This is a genomic window from Bacillus sp. es.034, assembly GCF_002563655.1.
In the GTDB taxonomy this organism is placed as follows: domain Bacteria; phylum Bacillota; class Bacilli; order Bacillales; family Bacillaceae_B; genus Rossellomorea.
The window spans coordinates 3326422-3343273 of the sequence record NZ_PDIY01000001.1; the positions used below are offsets into that span (position 1 = coordinate 3326422).

Genomic DNA, 16852 nt, shown 5'->3' on the forward strand with positions numbered 1-16852 from the left:
GATAACAATAGGGGGAGTGCATTTTTTCTGTACAACATTCTCATCAGTATTTGTGACAGGCTTTCCATAATTAGTCTCTATACATATAGGCTCAGGCCCAAACATCTATCAATCTAAATCATAAGATGGCATTATCTTGCTTTAGGAGGCCCCTTATGTTTGAAAATCATCATAAAATGTCCGAATGCCATGCAACGTCAAATATGCATGATTGTAAAAACCATTGTCACCACCCAAAAGTCAGTATCGGAAAAATTGTGACCAAAGTACCTGTCGTATTGGCAGAACTGACACTACAGGTAAATGTAGATGCGACAATCACCTTTCCAGAAGCCGTTTTGGAAATTAAAGATATTAAAAAAACGATAAAACTGACACAGTGCAGACTTCTTCTTCCTTCTAATAAACTTTTTGTAAAAGGTTTTGTACGAAAAAACATCCAGTATGCAAGCCCTTGTAAAGAAATTGAAGAAACGTCCCTTTCTTCGATTGCATCAGATCTTCATTCATACACAGTTGATATACCTTTTCAGTGTGTAACAGACATTAAGCATTTCTTATCCATGCCGGTTATGCCGGAAGTGAATAATCGCCAGGAATTTGATTTCTTTATTTCAAAACCGCTGCCTTCCGGGTATCCGGAGAAAGATGAACTACAAACCCATGATTTATCCCAATTCCATCAGGAAAGCCATCAATTTTACAATGAAATCCCATACTGTGAGTTGGTTTCAAGCAAAATCATTGAGTGGGATGAAGCCATCGACCGGTGTCCACTCCCTCATTCCGGTCCCATTGGAGAAGGCTACTTCCGCACCATTGAAGAGAAAATGGTCATAGATATATGTGTAAAAGTTCTTCAGAACCAACAAATACGGGTTACCTCCACCACGAATGATGATTGTGACTGATCATGCCTATTCAATCATTTTTAGAGAGGAGGTAAATGATTAGGTGTGATGTTAAAGCGCACCAATCACCATGATTATGAGAGAAGAACACAAAAATGATATAGAAAGCTATTTTCTGAATAAGATGAAAGAAAATGAGAAAGACAGCCGGAAAGCGCCTTCCTTTTCTCTATTTAACCTTACTCAGAACCAAGATCCTTCCTTACAAGATCAAATGACGAATAAAAAAAGTCCCATAAAAGATACAGACCTGCAAAAGGGATCTCAGGAAAAGATTCATACACAACCCACGTTTTTCCCTCCACCAAAGGTGATGGATATGGAGGTAAGTCAAGAAAATCAACTGAGCAAAACCGATGGGTCGGCTGATGAGGAGGACGGAGACATAAAGTCCGATAACACTGTAAAGGAATTATCTGAAACCCTGGACAACACGGCCCCTTCGACTTTAAATGAAAATAACGATATCGTACCCTCCGTGGAACAAGAGGTTATTATAGAGAATTCTGAAGAAGAAAATGAACCTGTATCGATCCGGGAAGAGATATTTATGATGTTGGAGGAAGAGCTGGAGGAACAAAAAGATCTCCATGTAGACCAAGAAAATCATCATGAACCGAATGGGGATTCTAACGATGCTCCCCCTCCTGCACTTGAAGAAGAATTGCTATATTCGGATCATGAATTTGATTATAATGAAAATCACCTGCCTTCTTTTAGTCATTACTTAGAAACAATTTACTGTGAAAATAAATCTAGTCCGCTGACAAGTAAGACTGATTTCTTTCATTGCATTGGTTCTTTAACCTCGGTTCTCAAAAAAATTTCCACAGAGCGGGAAACGATCATGGAGCATGAAGAGGATATCAGGGACGACAAACCTGAACATCAAGAGGAGACCGATGAAGTCAGGCATGAACATCAAGAGGATGTCGAGGAAACCGAACCCCAACACCCAAGTCTGACCGCATTAAAAGAGCGTTTCGAAAATGAACTATTTTCGGAAGAACAACATCTGGAAAGTGGGACTGAAACCGCTTTACCCGACTCTCGCTCTTTAACTGTAAAGATTCCCGTTGTACTGTCCACTTTGCAGATTGAGGTCGCCATCTTTGAAGACGTTGAATTACCGTTTCCAATTGAACAAATCCTTTCTATACACTGGTCCATCCAATCTCTTAAAACACATATCCCCATCCCTGCTGCAGTTGTGTTTGTGAAAGGGACGCTTGTTGCTTCGATTCAATATTTACATCCAGGGGAAAACGCTTCTATACACTCTATCAACATTCCGATTCAATGGGATCGCACCATTCCCACTCGTTGGATATTTCCGCCTAAGGTCCCTAAGAGTGAGAGGAAAGAATACACATTCATGGCAGAAAGCACCCAAGAACCAAGCACTCATCATGAATGTCATTATTCCTTCTGTGAACCAATTGAACATTTTCTACAAGATTTCACGTTTATCAGTCACCATGAATCCTTTAAGCAAAAAGGACAGTCAATTTTAAAAATCCAAGGTTGTTTACAGGTATGCCTTCATTTAACACAAGAACAATTTGTGCACATCCATTCAGATGATTTGATTCAATAATATGTATAAAGAGGAAGGGGTTCGCCCTCAAGGTGAACCCCTTCTCTACTCGTCACTCTACCCTCTCACAGTTATCTTCGTATCAAATTAAAATGGCTTATAGACAGCATATACCAGTAAGTCAAAGACATTCTAATCGTGCCATTATTGTTGGATGATATTTCTGAAACGATTATAGACTACTTCTGGACCTTGCTCTTCTCCTCCACCTGTATCCCCGTCTCCAGCCAATTGTTGTCTCTTCTGAGTTAATTTAATTAGAAGATTGATGTCCATTTTTTCTGTGATTTTATTAAATCGTCCCCAATTGTCAAAATTCTCTGTAATATCCCACTGATTAACAGCAGAAGCCAGAAGTTTGCAATTGATCGGTTCATTATTGATTTCAAACGTCAGGGATCCAAATTCGCAGCGCTTAGCTCCCATTCCGTCCTTGGCAAGTTCTCTTCTTTGCAACACATTCTTCTTAATGCTGAAGTCAATTCCGAACGGATTGTTGACAGGGGTAGCCAGTCTCACTCGATCATACGCTTTAAAAGGAATGTCAACACTATAATCCTTTACAACTCCATAGGAACCTTCTACATATTGAATGTTCTTATGGACAATCCCTTCTACGAATAATTTCACGTAATCCGGAAACCCTGGTACAGGAATTGCTTTACATTGTGTGAGCGATACATTTTTCTCTATATTTTTAATGGCACTAGCATAGGTTGGCAGATGAACTTCCGCTTCTGTTAAAGATTGAAGAAATACATCTCCAAGAACAACTGTTACTTCTTCCAAGTCAAGATCTGGCACGAATGTTTCTGTAAATAAGCTTTTTGATTTTGCCTTATCGCTTGATGGTTGTGGAGGGCATCCGTGATGACCAAATCCGCAGCCTGTATTCTTTTTCATATCCATTCACTCCTGATAGTCATAAATTAATCAATGGAAAAGGCCATAGATGTAGTAAAAACAGTGAGGATTCCTTTTCTATTGACTTACTATAATCTATGAATATTTTGAAGAAATGAGTGGACGACTGTCGGTAGGCTTAAACATATTTCTAGCACTTCTTCTAGTAATCTATGAAACATGCTATGAACTCATACAGGGTAAGCTTTAATCAATCTAAACAGCTTGGGTATTTGTAACGTTTGCCAATTGGGTCCATACAATAGAGTAAAAGTCTTTAGGAGGAGATTATCATAAGGGAGGATGCGAAATTACCACCGATGTACACCATTTCCGATCAAGAGGTCCTCTATCTGAAATCTGAGATCGAGAACTTGAATAAAACGATTCGAACTTTGAAAAGCAGTTATCTGTATGCTGAAAACGAGTACCATAAGGAACAACTTCAGAAGGCTCAGGAGGAATTAACGCTTGCTTACCGCCGGATCGATGAGAACGAAACCGTTGAGAGGGAACTTATAAAAGACCGAAACTTGTTTAAAGAAGGCAAAGAGAAGCTGGAAAGTCAGGTAAGGGCCCTTCATGACGCCTTACACGGCAAGGATGAGCTGTTGCAGCAGTCCCAAGTGAGTAAAAATCACCTTCAACAGGAACTTCTCTCCATTAAGCTCGAAAAAAAACAATTATCTCAAAAAATAATGGAAATCGAGAAGGATCAAAAAGATCTTTTCAGTAAAAATCAATCCCTTTTGGAGGAAAACATCCTGCACCTAAGAAAAATAGACAGCTTAAACAGTGAACTGCAAGGAAAGAAACTTCATATTTCAGATTTGAACTCAGCTTTGGCCCATTCAGAAGATACGAAGAAAGAAATATTCTTTAACCTGATAGCTAAAACCGAAGAGTTGGAAAAGGCCTTGTCAGAAAGGAAACATACCCTTGATTCATTGCAATTTGCAAAGGAGCAATTAATTCAAGCAGAAAAGCAAAAGATGGAGTATATTAAAACATTCATCAGTCAATATCAAAAACATTTTGAAGAAAATGAGTGGTGGCTTTCCTCCCAATTTGCTGATATCGATCAACGTACCAAACTGCAGGATGAACGGATCGAAGCGGTTGAACAAGAACAGGACATTCAATTTACTCTACAGAATGAGGTACTCGAAGGGAAATTTGAGCAGGTGGAGCAAAAGTTTGTTGATTTTCTTGAGGAGGTCGACTCCATACGGGAATATAATGTAACGTTGACCCACAGTCTATTGGAGCTCAAACGGCTGGTGGAGAGCCATAAACGCAGTCAGACTCCTATCATTACAGCACGTCAAACATCTTCTGCAGAAAAACTTCCAGCTCCGATGGATTATTATTTCATAGAGAATGAAAAGGAATGACAAAACGATGCCACAGTAAATTCCGTGGCATCGTCTTTTTTTAAAATGTAATCTTTATCTTGTTATTTGAGCTTAGCTGAAGCTCCTGCTCTTCAAATAATACAAACCCTAAAATGGTTGAAACTTCCTGTTCTTCAAGAGGTTCAACCGTAAATTGCAGCCCCTCCACTGCTATCGTTTCACCAGGGGGGATGAATGATTCCTGTATCGATTCTATCCAATACTCTCCTGTGGAATAGGCCTTTTCCAACCAATCCTTCCCCATATACTTCCATCCTTGTGCCCCGTTTTGACCTTGCAGAGAAAAGATTTCGCTCATTTCAGGTGGCAGGATCTGTCCTCCTATTTCAATCTTATCCGGCGGATCCATTCTAAAGCAGATCTTCGGATTCATCAGGTCTACATTTCCTGTGTTCTTTATGAAGAAATCGGCTTTGATGGAATAACGTTCTGATTTTCGATTGGGTATGACATTGTAATCAAAATATATTTCCACATATGGTTTTTTTTCCTGAGCTTTTTGAACTTTACGATTTGCTTTTCGCATTTTGATTTCTTCGTACGTTTTATCATCCATTTGGATATCTTTACTTGGCTTCTTCTGGTCTTTATGACTGCTTGCTTCCCCTCCCTGATTCCTTACCGTTTGGAATAGATGAAGAACATTAAGATCCAGTAAACTTGGCTTCTGATTTCCGAGTAATGTTTTCAACACACAATGTGTTAGTAAGACAGGGCTTTCTTTTAATAGGAATTCCTCATCTATACACTTAATCGAGCATCTCAGATGGGGAATGGAGTGGTGTTCAGGTATCAAATAGTATCCCTTGAAGGGCAATTCCTTCTTATATATTGAGAGATTTTTCTTTACATTGATGGAATTCAGCCTCTCATTATAACCGACCGAAACAGACTTGCCCTCACCCTGTGAATGACTGGACACCAATTCAACTAACAAATCCCCCTCCCTGATCCTTTCTGTATTACGTTTTGAAGAAACATCAATTCCATATTCAGTTAATACGTTGGTTACTTTTTCATTTATTTCATTGTTTATATTTGTATTCTGTGTAGTCACTGATAGCCATACTTTCTTTCCATGAAGGGAACTTCTCACTTCCACCCTCTGGGCTTCTTCATCCAGATGAAATTGATGATTATTCTCCGCACAATAAAATTGGATGGCAGCTACGGAATGTGATGGAATCGTTCCCCAATCATGGTTGTTAATTGATAATTTCATGTACAGGCTCACCACCCTTTTGTTGTAGTCTATGTATCTTATGAATATTTGAGGTGAAATATGAATTTCTGAAAATGAATTCGGTACTCTGAAATTAGAAGAAATATATGAATATAGCAAAGAAACGGAAGCGCTCTTTTGATTTACAACATTGGACAATCTCCACCCTGGGGTTCAGAGAACCTTCCAAAAGAAAGAAATATGTGTTACCGGGCCTGTTAAACTCCTTCAATTACCTATAGTTTCTTTGAAAGGTTTTCTAACTCCAAAGCAACTGAGTGAACGGTTTAAGGAATGGGGTTTGAACAGAGTCGCTGCCTTTCAGACACGTAACCCGATCCATCGCGCTCATTAATATCTCCAAAAACCGGCACTTAAAATTGTAGTCGGTCTACTCATCCATCCCTTGGTGGGCGATACGAAACAAGATGATATCCCCGCGGAAATACTTATGAAAAACTATAGGGTATTACTCGATGAGTACTATCCAAAAAATCGGGTACTGTTATCCACTTCCCCGGCAGCCTTGAGAAATGGCGGATCACAGGAGGCCGTTTTTCATAGCATTTTGAGTAAAAATTTCGGTAGTACCCACTTTATTGTAGTCAGGGATCATGCAGGCGCAGTGGATTATTAAGGAACTTACGATACTCAGGAATTCTTTAATCAATTTTCCAAGGATGAGATAGAACTCGAGATCTTGAAATTTAAAAATCACTCAGAGGTGAAGAAAGTCGTGATCAAGATCCACCTGTCGGAAGCGACTCAGAAGTATATCGACGATCTTCAAAGGCAAGAAAGAGGAATTGAATTCACTTCTATTGGAAGTTCATTAAAATTTTTTTGAATGCAGATGGCTGTGCCCGCTATTATTCCGAACTCGTTCCTACAATGGAATTGGATACAGCTACCGGTCACGTGATTGTATAGGAAGTAATCGGGCAGAAAGTACTTACGAACCCTTCTTTCCTGTGTTCCATTTAATAGGTATTAATGAGGCTGCGGCAAGTGTTGCAGCCTTTTTGTGAATTCACGGAAAAGCGTTTTTTACATACACTAACGTAGAATATCACACAGTTGGGGAGCGAAAACATGAGAAGCAAGACTCCAAAAGTATCTATCATTTTTCCTGTGCGAAACGAAGGGAAAAATGTAAGAATGACTCTAGACTCTTTGTTTAGTGTTAAGAGCAACATCGAAATAGAAGCGATCATCGTGGATGATGCTTCGACGGATCAATGCTGCAGCTTTCTTACAAACTACCAATACCAGAACAAAGTGACTTATGTACGCACCGATGGGATTGGGCCGGCTAATGCCAGAAACCTGGGAGCTGAGAAAGCTCAGTATCAATATTTAGCGTTCTGTGACGCTCATATGACCTTTGAAAATTTTTGGATCGATCGTTTGGTGAATCATATCATTATGGGGAAAAGCGACGCCGTCTGCCCTGCAATCGGATCTATCGCCGACCCGACCATTAAGGGATATGGCCAATCTCTTACTCCTTCACTTAAAATCAAATGGCATCAGAAACGTAGATTTTTCTTTGAAACTCCCGTCTTACCAGGTGCCTGTATCATCATCTCTCGGAGGGTGTTCAACGAAATCGGAGGATTTGAAACAGGCTTTTCAACCTGGGGCCATGAAGATGTGGAGATATCCCTCAAGCTATGGCTATTTGGATATAAATGTCACTGTGATCCACAAATTTCAGTTCTCCATTTATTTAGAACAAGTCATCCATATAATGTGAATTTTGATGGAGTCTATTATAACTTACTAAGAATGGCTTATCTTCATTTTGATGATAAGAGAATTAAAAAAGCCAAATCATTGGTTATTCATGGCTCAGCAAGTGCAATTGAAAAAAAAGTGATCAAAGACGGTGTATTACGGAAAAGAGCTCTATATATAAGAAAAAGAAAAATGGACATTGAAGATTTGTTTAAGAAGTTCAACATATACTTTTAGTAATCTGAATGAACACCATTTTTTCCTTCTCGCTGTAAATGAACACATACCGGATTGTGCGACTTTTGGTGAATATAAAAATCTCATTACAGCCTGAAAGAAATATAGCTGTAATGAGATACCCGGTTAGAGTTTTTCAAATATGTGGCGATATCTTTCAAAATTTGATTAAGGATATTTTCATTTTCCAAAATAGATTTTCTGGTTTGTCTTATACATTTTGATCAAAAGGGTATGTTAGAATCGGTCAGTGGTTAATGGAAGAGCACTTTGAGATATTCTCATCAACTTTTTGTCTCTCTCTAAAAATCTGTAAGTTTAACTTGATGAAACTACGCAGCTCTCATTCTTTCTCCCTTTTGAGTAATGCATTCACTGGCTACTCACTATCCTTTCAAACGCCAAATCATTTGTTGGTGATTTGTATCATATCTTGGACTTGACTCCAAACATCTCCAAGCCTACCTAGACGAATTTTGTCATCAATTCGATCGAAGAAAATTCAAAGGTAAATGGTCCCATCGGTTAGGGACACTCTGTGCAACGACAAAATCGGTAAACTATTCTAAGCTAGTGGGATAACATTCTATATTTAAATAAGGAGATCTATCCTAAAGAGAAAAACACTGCATGCCGAAGCGTCGTATCACTGAACGTAATGCCTACATACACGGTTGCCAAAGAAGCAAGATTTTCATCCCCACCCACTTGCGTTCCATAAGTAACCACCCCCCAAAAGCGTGGATCATCCCATATGACGACCTCTGCTGCATTGATGCCGGAGTTGATGAAAACCGTTGTCACTGACAAAGATCGATTTGTACAATGCACTAACAACAATTTAGGCTTTCATACAAGCCATTTGTAAATAAACGAATATGATGGAAAAAGCTAACTTCATAAAACAATCTCTAATAAAGGAGTTTTTATCATGCCGATTACAAATGATTTTTCAAATTTTAATAGCGGGTTAAATACAAGCCGCAATAAATTACTTTCTTCACTAAAAGGTTCCCCTGATATTACATTTATTTATGGACCTGGAAATACTGGAGATCATTTAATTTGGGAAGGTGCTTACCAGCTATTGGATAAAGTGAGTTATAAAAAAGTTTCAAGAGACAAGTTATCTAACTTGGAGGGCAGTACGGCCATTCTTACTGGAGGCGGTGGATGGTGCTCAGCATTTCATTCCTGGCCAAACTACCTTAAAGAGATAGAAGAAAGATTTGATCGAATAATAATCTTTCCCTCCTCTTTCGACACATCGTTAAAGGAGGTTAGAAATACACTATCTAAAACCAAAGCACTTGTATTTGCCAGAGAAATGAAGTCTTATCAAATGATCAAAGATATTTGCAACGCAGACTATGCATATGACACTGCTTTTTTTTATGATTTCGAACCTTATAAACAACCCGGCAAAGGAATTCTATATGCATATAGAGAAGATCGAGAGAGAAAGAATTATCCAATCCCTAAAAACAATAATGACCTTTCAGTAACATGTAAAAGCCTACCACAATGGCTCCATACAATTTCATCTTATAACACCATTTATACCGATAGGGCGCATGTTACAATCGCTTCAGCCATGTTGGGAAAAAAAGTTTATTATCGTGGTTCTAATTACCACAAGGTTCCGGGCATTGTAGAATTCTCCTTAAAAGGATTTCCTGTTACCTTTAAAGAACATTGGGGGATGTAAAGATTATGATTAAATTATCCGTTTTAGTTCCTTATAAACCGGATCATGGCCCTAGAGATGAAGCATTCCGATGGGTAAAGCTCTTCTACCAAAAATATATGCCTTTTGCAGAAATATGTCTAGGACACTCTGAATCAAAACTTTTTTCACGTTCCCAGGCAATTAACGATGCTGCAAAAAAAGCCAAGACTGACTTATTTTTAATTGCAGATAATGATATTTTCTATGATCCTAATCTAATCATTGAGGCGAATGCAAAACTTAAAGATCATGCATGGGTTATTCCTTATATGAGAGTTTACGATATCAAGGAAGAGAGTACAAAGAAATTGTTAAAAACAAAACCGAGCTGGCCGCTTACCTTCCCTATTCAAAGCAAAGTACGCGCACACACACCAAATGGAGGACTGACCCTTATTCCACGCAAACACTTCGAAGTAGTGAATGGATTTGACGAAAGATTCATTGGCTGGGGCGGGGAAGACGATGCGTTTGCCTTTTCTGTTAACAATATATGTGGAAAACAATACAGAATGAATAAAGAAATCTATCATTTATGGCATCCTAATAATAAACAACAGGGCAATCCGAATTACCAAAATAACTATACACTGCTTCGCAAATATTTTGAGACAAAAGGAGATATTCAAAAATTAAAGAAGCTGATTATAAATCGTCAAAATTAGAAAGGAGGAAGAAAAATTAGTAAACTAAAATTATTGTTGATTAGTAATGATTTCAGCCAGTGGCTCCATACAGAACGTTATGGTCTTCAAAAAGAATTATCTTCTATCACAGATTTAGAGGTTTGGCATAGTTCTGGAAATATTCACTCCATTCTCAAAAATATAAGGTTTGTTCCTGACTTTATCTTGATCTATCTTTATGGGTCAATCAATTGCCCGAAAATTTCCGGATTAGAGACATTAAAGTTACCATTCGGAGTATATGTAGAGGATGTTCACAGCCTCGACAAATTCAACTATCATGTAACCGTAAATAATATCAAACATATTTTCAATTGTTATCGGGATGCATTTATCAGGGTTCATCCAAAACTTGTAAATAGAATGATTTGGATGCCGCACCATATTGACCTAAATCTATTTAAAGATATGAACCAGCCAAAAAGCATACCGATGTTGATGATGGGAGCTACAAAAAAAAGTATTTATCCCCTACGGCATGATATATTAACATCATTGTCAAATCACCCTCAATTTGTCTACCATCCTCACCCTGGTTATCGAAACATATCTAATCGCGAAAATCTTTTTATAAGAGAAAGATATGTGCAGGAAGTCAACAAGGCCAAGCTATTTTTCACTTGTGATTCGATATATAAGTACCCTGTAAAAAAATATTTTGAAGTTCTGGGATGTAATACACTCTTATTAGCATCTGATTCCAAGGAACTTCGGGACCTCGGCTTCATTCCAGGAGAAAATTTCGTTGCAATAAATCAAAATGATTTCTTAAAAAAGGCTAAATACTATCTATACAATAAATCAGAAAGACAAAGAATAAGCACCAATGGCTATAATATGGTTCGAAATAAACATTCTACCCAAATCCGAGCTAAAGAACTTACGATAGCCATAAAAAGAATAATCACCTGACAAATAATGTATATCAATAAAAATGGGAAGCAGGGTGCTATCATGACTCTACTTCCTTTTTTACCATTAACATTTTCCCTACCTGAACCCTTTTCTGTGGAAGTTACAATTTTACCGAGGTAAACCACATCTTCTGATACAGTACATCTCTGAAATACTTCCGTTTTTTCAACAGAAAAAAAAGAGCGACGGTTGTTCGAATTTAAACATAAGTTGCTCTTTTACTGTTTATCGGAGGGATATCCTACATATTTTTTGTTCTTTAATTTCATAATTCGTTATATGTTGACCGCGAATTAGATACCCCTTATTTTGCCATGCCAATATAATCCGCGGGGGAGATTTGTAAAGGGGTTATGGACAGGGAGATTTTTCTACTACAATGTTATGACTTTGTGATCTTTTGAATCTACTACATTACGTGTATCTAGAACGAGTTTTGAGTATTCTACGATTTTTTTATAATCAAGGGAAGAATGATTGGTATGGATGAGGGTTAGATCGGCGGCAAGGTTGTCTTCTGTAAGGTCGACAGTATGGAGGATATGGTCATTTACCTTGATGCGGGGGATATAAGGGTCGTGGTACTGAACAACGGCTCCCCTATCCATCAGGAATTTTATAATCTTGAGGGCGGATGATTCCCGTGCATCATTTATATTCATCTTATAAGCTGCACCGATTACTAATATACTCTTCCCCTTCAATGATCCACCGCTGATATGTCTTTCAATTTTACTTATCACATAATGCGGCATGGCTTCGTTTATTTTAAAGGCTTCTTTAATAAGGGAGAGGTTCAGATGATATTGTTCTGACTTCCAAACAAGATACATGGGATCGACTGGTATACAGTGCCCTCCTATGCCTGGTCCGGGAAAGTAAGGTGTAAAGCCGAACGGTTTTGTCCCTGCTGCCTCGATGACTTCCCAGAGATTCAGGTCTAGTTTCTCGCATAGGTGGAGAAGTTCATTCATGAACGAAATATTGATAAGCCTTTGGGAGTTTTCGATAAGCTTGCACATCTCGGCTGCCTTTGGGGATGAAACCGGAACCACACTGTCAAATATAGACCCATATACTTCATATGCCCTTACGGTACATTCCTTTGTCATTCCTCCCACTATTTTGGGAATCTGATGTAGCTTGTACAGGTTGTTACCGGGATCAATCCTTTCCGGGGAGTAGGCTGCATAATAATCTTTCCCAAGGGTGAAACCGCAAGCTTCAATTTCAGGACATATCACTTCTTCTGTAGTCCCCGGATAGGTGGAGCTTTCTAATATCATGAGCTGATCCTTTTGAAGGTAAGGAAGACAACCCGCCAGTGCACTTTTGAGATGGCTAAGATCCGGCTGATGGTCAGGAGTTAAAGGCGTAGGTACGCATATAATCACCGTATTCACACTCTTGATCACCTCAAAAGAAGTTCCTGGGTAAAAGAGCTCCGCTGAAAAAAACGCTTCAACTTCTTCATCTTTATAATCACTGAGATAGCTTTTATGGTTTAACAGGTTCTCTATCTTTGTTGCATCGACATCTATGCCGTATACTTCCCACCCACCTTTTATAAACAATTCAACAAGCGGAATCCCGACATAGCCCAATCCTATAATGGCCGCTTTCTTGTTAATTCCCGGCATCCCCGTCACACTCCTTTCCATTTAAATCCATGTTGGCTTCACGTTTTTCCCCTTCAAGGAATCCACCTTGCTTAACCGTGACAAATAACAATACATGAATGGTTTCCATATGATCACCGAGTAAGACTTCTTTACATTCGACATCTGTTTCAGCATTCTTGATCCTTCTCGGCGCTGAAACTTTGCATCCGGACAGAATCGCCTTTACATAGGTAAAAGAAGGATTCATCAAATCTTTTGGGTCCAACGCATGCCGAATGGAAATGAACGAATTGATGTTATTCTCCGGTTTATTCAGAAGGAGACTCCACCCTTTCCTTGCTACTGCCGTACAGTGTGGCATCCACCCTCGCTTCAGCAAATAGCTGGAGTCATAAAGAGTGGTATCCGCTCCATTTTCAACAGCTAGTGTGAATGGTCTGATTTTTTTAGTAGAAATAACTTGACCCCTATTCATTACAAGCAGGATATCACCTTTTTCATAATAGACCTCTATCGCCCTTGGTACATTCCTCCCGAGTAGATACATATATAGAATCACCCTGCCTACTAGTTCTTTGACGACTTCTTTCGCCTTATCTGTTGAGCAATTGTCCACGGTAATGATTTTTAATGGATTCAACATAGAAAGCACGGTCATGGGGGACCTATCATTTCTGACTCGTTTAGAAGGGATGATTACGGACCTTTTATTTACATTCAATGTATTCACCTCAATTTTCCAATGGAACTATCCCTTTATTATCGTTCATCATTCCATCTATATTCCATAATATTAAACGTTCGGATTTATGTAACGGCACTAGCACATAAAAAAGCCTGTTAAAGGCTTTTCTCTGCAAAATGAGAGAGGTTCATTACAATTTAAACCTCAGACCAAAGCGATTGTAACATGCGCCCTATCGGTATAGGTGGTTTATAAGATGCAATTGGTATAGGGAATCAATTTTTAAGTGAATAAGAAAAGGCAAAGACAACAGATTTGTGACTCATTTTCTTTACATCATTTACAATTTAGATTTTAATTGAGCAATCAAATTTCGATTGCCAAAAAATTATACTTAACCAGAGGTTAAGAGCGGCATTAGGCCGTAAGGAAAGCGTGATAGGGGAAGGAGAACATACCAAACAAATCAAAGTTTTGAAAAATAGCCATTATCCCTATTCAAACTTGAAGAGTTCTCATATAAAAAAAAGAGGATTGTTTTATAAGAACCTAATTTTATTCTGAAGATGACATATGAAAGTATTATTTGTCTTTTACGTACCAAGCGGAGGGGCCAAAACGTTAAACAGACAAAGAGCCATCGCACTACGTGGGTATCCACTGTAAATTTTTATTGAAATAAACGGAAGAATCGATAAGCCATAAACACCTAAATGTAATTATCTCAAATTGTAGATTAAGCCTGGATAAATACTTGTATAAATTGCAAACTGTACCAAACATGCATAGCTTACTTCTCTAGAATTGCTGATTGAAGTGGATTTCTTTACTCCACCTAAAATGAGGAATTCCAATCATCGTCCATAAATTATCACAAATGCATTACTTCACTTAGAATTATAATTTAGCCATAAACAGGGTAGGATTCATTTCACCGTTATGCTAAAGTCCTTACATCTTTAGATTTATTTATGATTAAGGGCTTATGTTCCATCAAAGTTTGAATATATAGCATAAGCTATTAAAAATAGTGAAAGGTGAGATGCCAATTGAAAGCAATCGTAACAGGAGGAGCTGGGTTTATCGGCTCTCATTTAGTAGATGCATTAATCTCAAGAGGATTAAGTGTACATGTTATCGATAACTTAAGCAGTGGTAAAGCAAAGTTTCTAAATCCATTAGCTAAATTCTATGAAATGGATATTTCTTCATCTGAAGCATACAACCTTATCCTTACAGAGAAGCCGGATTTTATATTTCATATGGCTGCTCAGGCAGATGTTTCACAATCCACACTCTCTCCAGTCAATGATATGCTTACCAATGCAGGGGGAACACTAAACTTATTGGAAGCATGTAGGCACTTCCCCATAAAAAATTTTATATTTTCCTCTACTTCCGCGGTTTACGGAAATGTAAACAGTGATTTGATTGATGAGACTCACCAGCCTTCTCCCATCTCTTTCTATGGTTTGTCGAAACTAACGGCGGAAAACTATATAAAATTATATTTCGATACATTTCAAGTACCCTTCACCATCCTCCGATATGGCAATGTCTATGGACCCAGACAAACATCTAAAGGAGAAGGAGGTGTCATAGCTGTATTTCTTGAGAAACTTCTGAAGAATGAACAGTTAAAAATCAATGGTGATGGATTGCAAACCCGTGATTATATTTATGTACAAGATGTGGTTGAGGCAAATATTGCTGCAGCTATAAAGGAACAACCTATGACTATTCAGATCAGTACCGGGAAAAGGACGTCCATTCTTCAATTGATTGAATTATTAGATAACTATCATTCAAGTAACATCCTATCCTTCCACACAACAGATCGACAGGGAGATATAAAGCATAGTTGTTTAGATAACAGCCTTGCCAAACGTTTATTAACTTGGGAACCCCATTATTCAATTGAAAAAGGGTTAAAGGAAACTTATTTATCCTATCCATTTTAACTACCTCAAAAAAATCATCAATCAATGTTCAACACTTGATTGATGATTTTTGTATTTTATCAATTTTTTACGTAGCAGCTTAAAGAATTGTTGAAATTCACTTTGAATATATTCTGGTTTTTTCACCATTCCTTCCCTATATTTTGCAGTAACCATAATTGAATGGACCCAATACAATACCAGCACTTCATCCAAATAATACATGTGCAGGGTCAAACGGGAACATATTTCGTAATCCAGTGTGTATTTTAACCTCTCATCGAACCAACCCGCTTGTTTAATTAAATCGGATTCGGCCATCACAGTGCATCTCTCATTTTTCTTGATTGGATCTCATCCATTTGATAAGTTGTGTTCACTCGGCTGATTCTCTAAATGAACACCTTTCGAATTTCCCATTATTTTCGCATAGTCGCCAACTTATCCAGCCGCGGTGCTTCACACTTTTTGCATTTGGGTCTGCATACGACTACAGCTCTCTCAATCCATCCGCATCTCCTCCGAGCACAACCTCACGAACATGCCCTGGATTAGTCTCCGTTAGCTCTATCAGTATTCTAACTGAAGGACTTCGGGAGTTGTTTATACTACGTATCGTACTCCAACCATTAATCTTGAGTGTGTAACATTCAAGGTGCGACTGCCCGTCGCACAAAAAAGAGTGCCTATAGCAGCACTCTTTCATTGAATAATTATATCTACATGTTTTACCTTTCCTTTATTAATCTTGTAGCAGCGCAGCTCCTCCTCTCTTCCCCCAACGGATGCAATGAAATAATAAACATTAGGGTAAAGAGAAAATGAAACATCATCCTTCGAAGGTACAGGTCTGCCAAGTGGGTGGGAATGATATATCCCGACAAAGGATTGATTTTTCCTAAGCATATGTGATCTGACCTGATCCTGTTCATTTGGGTCCATTGCGAAAGAGTACGGTGTAGGTTCTATATTCTTCATGGGCCAAACGGTTAAACACCTGTTTTCTTTCCCGGAGATCAGTCCACATGATTCATTTGGAAGATCTTTTTTGACTTCCAACATGATCCTGGTATAGATACGGTTGGAAAGTATGACCGATTCTTTAGGCGTTACATCCACAGCCTTTGAATTTAAACTTTGTTCGTTTCGCTTCGATTTGTTTCCTTTGCTCTTTTTTAATCCCAATGGGCGTGCTTTTTAACTGCTTATATATTTTATTTAAATCTTTGGATTGCATCTTCTTCCCCCCTTTC

General features: G+C 38.3%; 16 protein-coding genes and 1 pseudogene. 9 read left to right on the forward strand and 8 right to left on the reverse strand.

The genetic code is table 11. The annotated features are described in order from the left end of the window. Positions 1 to 155 precede the first annotated feature (155 nt). Together ATG71_RS16990 and ATG71_RS16995 are read left to right on the forward strand one after the other, a co-directional pair. On the forward strand, positions 156 to 911 hold the full coding sequence (locus ATG71_RS16990) for a CsxC family protein (protein WP_098440698.1): 756 nt from the start codon (positions 156 to 158) through the stop codon (positions 909 to 911). 319 nt (positions 912 to 1230) lie between these two features. Continuing rightward, a complete protein-coding gene (locus ATG71_RS16995; RefSeq protein ID WP_142953489.1) occupies positions 1231 to 2508 on the forward strand; it encodes a hypothetical protein in 1278 nt (425 codons plus the stop codon). A gap of 144 nt (positions 2509 to 2652) precedes the next feature. Here ATG71_RS16995 and ATG71_RS17000 read toward each other — a convergent pair whose 3' ends face one another. Next, positions 2653 to 3411, reverse strand: a complete 759-nt coding sequence (locus tag ATG71_RS17000; protein WP_179886572.1) for a CsxC family protein — start codon at positions 3409 to 3411, stop codon at positions 2653 to 2655. 320 nt (positions 3412 to 3731) lie between these two features. Here ATG71_RS17000 and ATG71_RS17005 point away from each other — a divergent pair, with 320 nt between their 5' ends. Next, positions 3732 to 4805 (forward strand): coiled-coil domain-containing protein, encoded by a 1074-nt coding sequence (locus tag ATG71_RS17005; protein WP_098440700.1) that lies wholly within the window; start codon positions 3732 to 3734, stop codon positions 4803 to 4805. 40 nt (positions 4806 to 4845) lie between these two features. Here ATG71_RS17005 and ATG71_RS17010 read toward each other — a convergent pair whose 3' ends face one another. Then, positions 4846 to 6048, reverse strand: a complete 1203-nt coding sequence (locus tag ATG71_RS17010; RefSeq protein WP_098440701.1) for a hypothetical protein — start codon at positions 6046 to 6048, stop codon at positions 4846 to 4848. Between the two features lie 247 nt (positions 6049 to 6295). Between ATG71_RS17010 and ATG71_RS24030 the strand changes: the two are divergent. After that, positions 6296 to 6685 (forward strand): annotated as a pseudogene (locus ATG71_RS24030) (hypothetical protein). Between the two features lie 455 nt (positions 6686 to 7140). Next, positions 7141 to 8022 (forward strand): glycosyltransferase family 2 protein, encoded by an 882-nt coding sequence (locus tag ATG71_RS17025; RefSeq protein ID WP_098440704.1) that lies wholly within the window; start codon positions 7141 to 7143, stop codon positions 8020 to 8022. Positions 8023 to 8628: 606 nt separating this feature from the next. Here the strand turns inward: ATG71_RS17025 and ATG71_RS23160 are convergent. Next, positions 8629 to 8826 carry a hypothetical protein gene (locus ATG71_RS23160; RefSeq protein ID WP_142953490.1) on the reverse strand — a complete coding sequence of 66 codons (198 nt, stop codon included), beginning with the start codon at positions 8824 to 8826 and terminating at the stop codon, positions 8629 to 8631. Between the two features lie 127 nt (positions 8827 to 8953). Here ATG71_RS23160 and ATG71_RS17030 point away from each other — a divergent pair, with 127 nt between their 5' ends. Genes ATG71_RS17030 through ATG71_RS17040 form a run of 3 tightly spaced genes read left to right on the forward strand, consistent with a single transcriptional unit; the run spans position 8954 to position 11349 of the window. Next, positions 8954 to 9730 carry a polysaccharide pyruvyl transferase family protein gene (locus ATG71_RS17030; protein WP_098440705.1) on the forward strand — a complete coding sequence of 259 codons (777 nt, stop codon included), beginning with the start codon at positions 8954 to 8956 and terminating at the stop codon, positions 9728 to 9730. 5 nt (positions 9731 to 9735) lie between these two features. Beyond that, positions 9736 to 10416: a galactosyltransferase-related protein gene (locus ATG71_RS17035; RefSeq protein ID WP_098440706.1), complete on the forward strand. Its 681-nt coding sequence runs from the start codon at positions 9736 to 9738 to the stop codon at positions 10414 to 10416. Positions 10417 to 10449: 33 nt separating this feature from the next. Further along, positions 10450 to 11349 carry a glycosyltransferase gene (locus ATG71_RS17040; RefSeq protein ID WP_286163048.1) on the forward strand — a complete coding sequence of 300 codons (900 nt, stop codon included), beginning with the start codon at positions 10450 to 10452 and terminating at the stop codon, positions 11347 to 11349. Between the two features lie 377 nt (positions 11350 to 11726). On the opposite strand, the gene ATG71_RS17045 is transcribed toward ATG71_RS17040, so the two are convergent. Further along, positions 11727 to 12992: a nucleotide sugar dehydrogenase gene (locus ATG71_RS17045; RefSeq protein WP_098440708.1), complete on the reverse strand. Its 1266-nt coding sequence runs from the start codon at positions 12990 to 12992 to the stop codon at positions 11727 to 11729. Then, positions 12979 to 13695 carry a hypothetical protein gene (locus ATG71_RS17050; protein WP_098440709.1) on the reverse strand — a complete coding sequence of 239 codons (717 nt, stop codon included), beginning with the start codon at positions 13693 to 13695 and terminating at the stop codon, positions 12979 to 12981. Before ATG71_RS17050 ends, ATG71_RS17045 begins: the two co-directional genes overlap by 14 nt. Positions 13696 to 14708: 1013 nt before the next feature. On the opposite strand from ATG71_RS17050, the gene ATG71_RS17055 reads away from it, so the two are divergent. Then, a complete protein-coding gene (locus ATG71_RS17055; protein ID WP_098440710.1) occupies positions 14709 to 15620 on the forward strand; it encodes an NAD-dependent epimerase/dehydratase family protein in 912 nt (303 codons plus the stop codon). A gap of 21 nt (positions 15621 to 15641) precedes the next feature. Here ATG71_RS17055 and ATG71_RS17060 read toward each other — a convergent pair whose 3' ends face one another. From ATG71_RS17060 to ATG71_RS23825, 3 genes are all read right to left on the reverse strand, one after another. Next, positions 15642 to 15923, reverse strand: coding sequence for a glycosyltransferase family protein (locus ATG71_RS17060; protein WP_142953491.1), 282 nt, complete (start codon positions 15921 to 15923; stop codon positions 15642 to 15644). 378 nt (positions 15924 to 16301) lie between these two features. Further along, positions 16302 to 16718 carry a M67 family metallopeptidase gene (locus ATG71_RS17065; RefSeq protein WP_286163138.1) on the reverse strand — a complete coding sequence of 139 codons (417 nt, stop codon included), beginning with the start codon at positions 16716 to 16718 and terminating at the stop codon, positions 16302 to 16304. Then, complete coding sequence (locus ATG71_RS23825; RefSeq protein ID WP_286163146.1) at positions 16702 to 16836, reverse strand: hypothetical protein; 135 nt, start codon at positions 16834 to 16836, stop codon at positions 16702 to 16704. Before ATG71_RS23825 ends, ATG71_RS17065 begins: the two co-directional genes overlap by 17 nt. Positions 16837 to 16852: the final 16 nt, after the last annotated feature.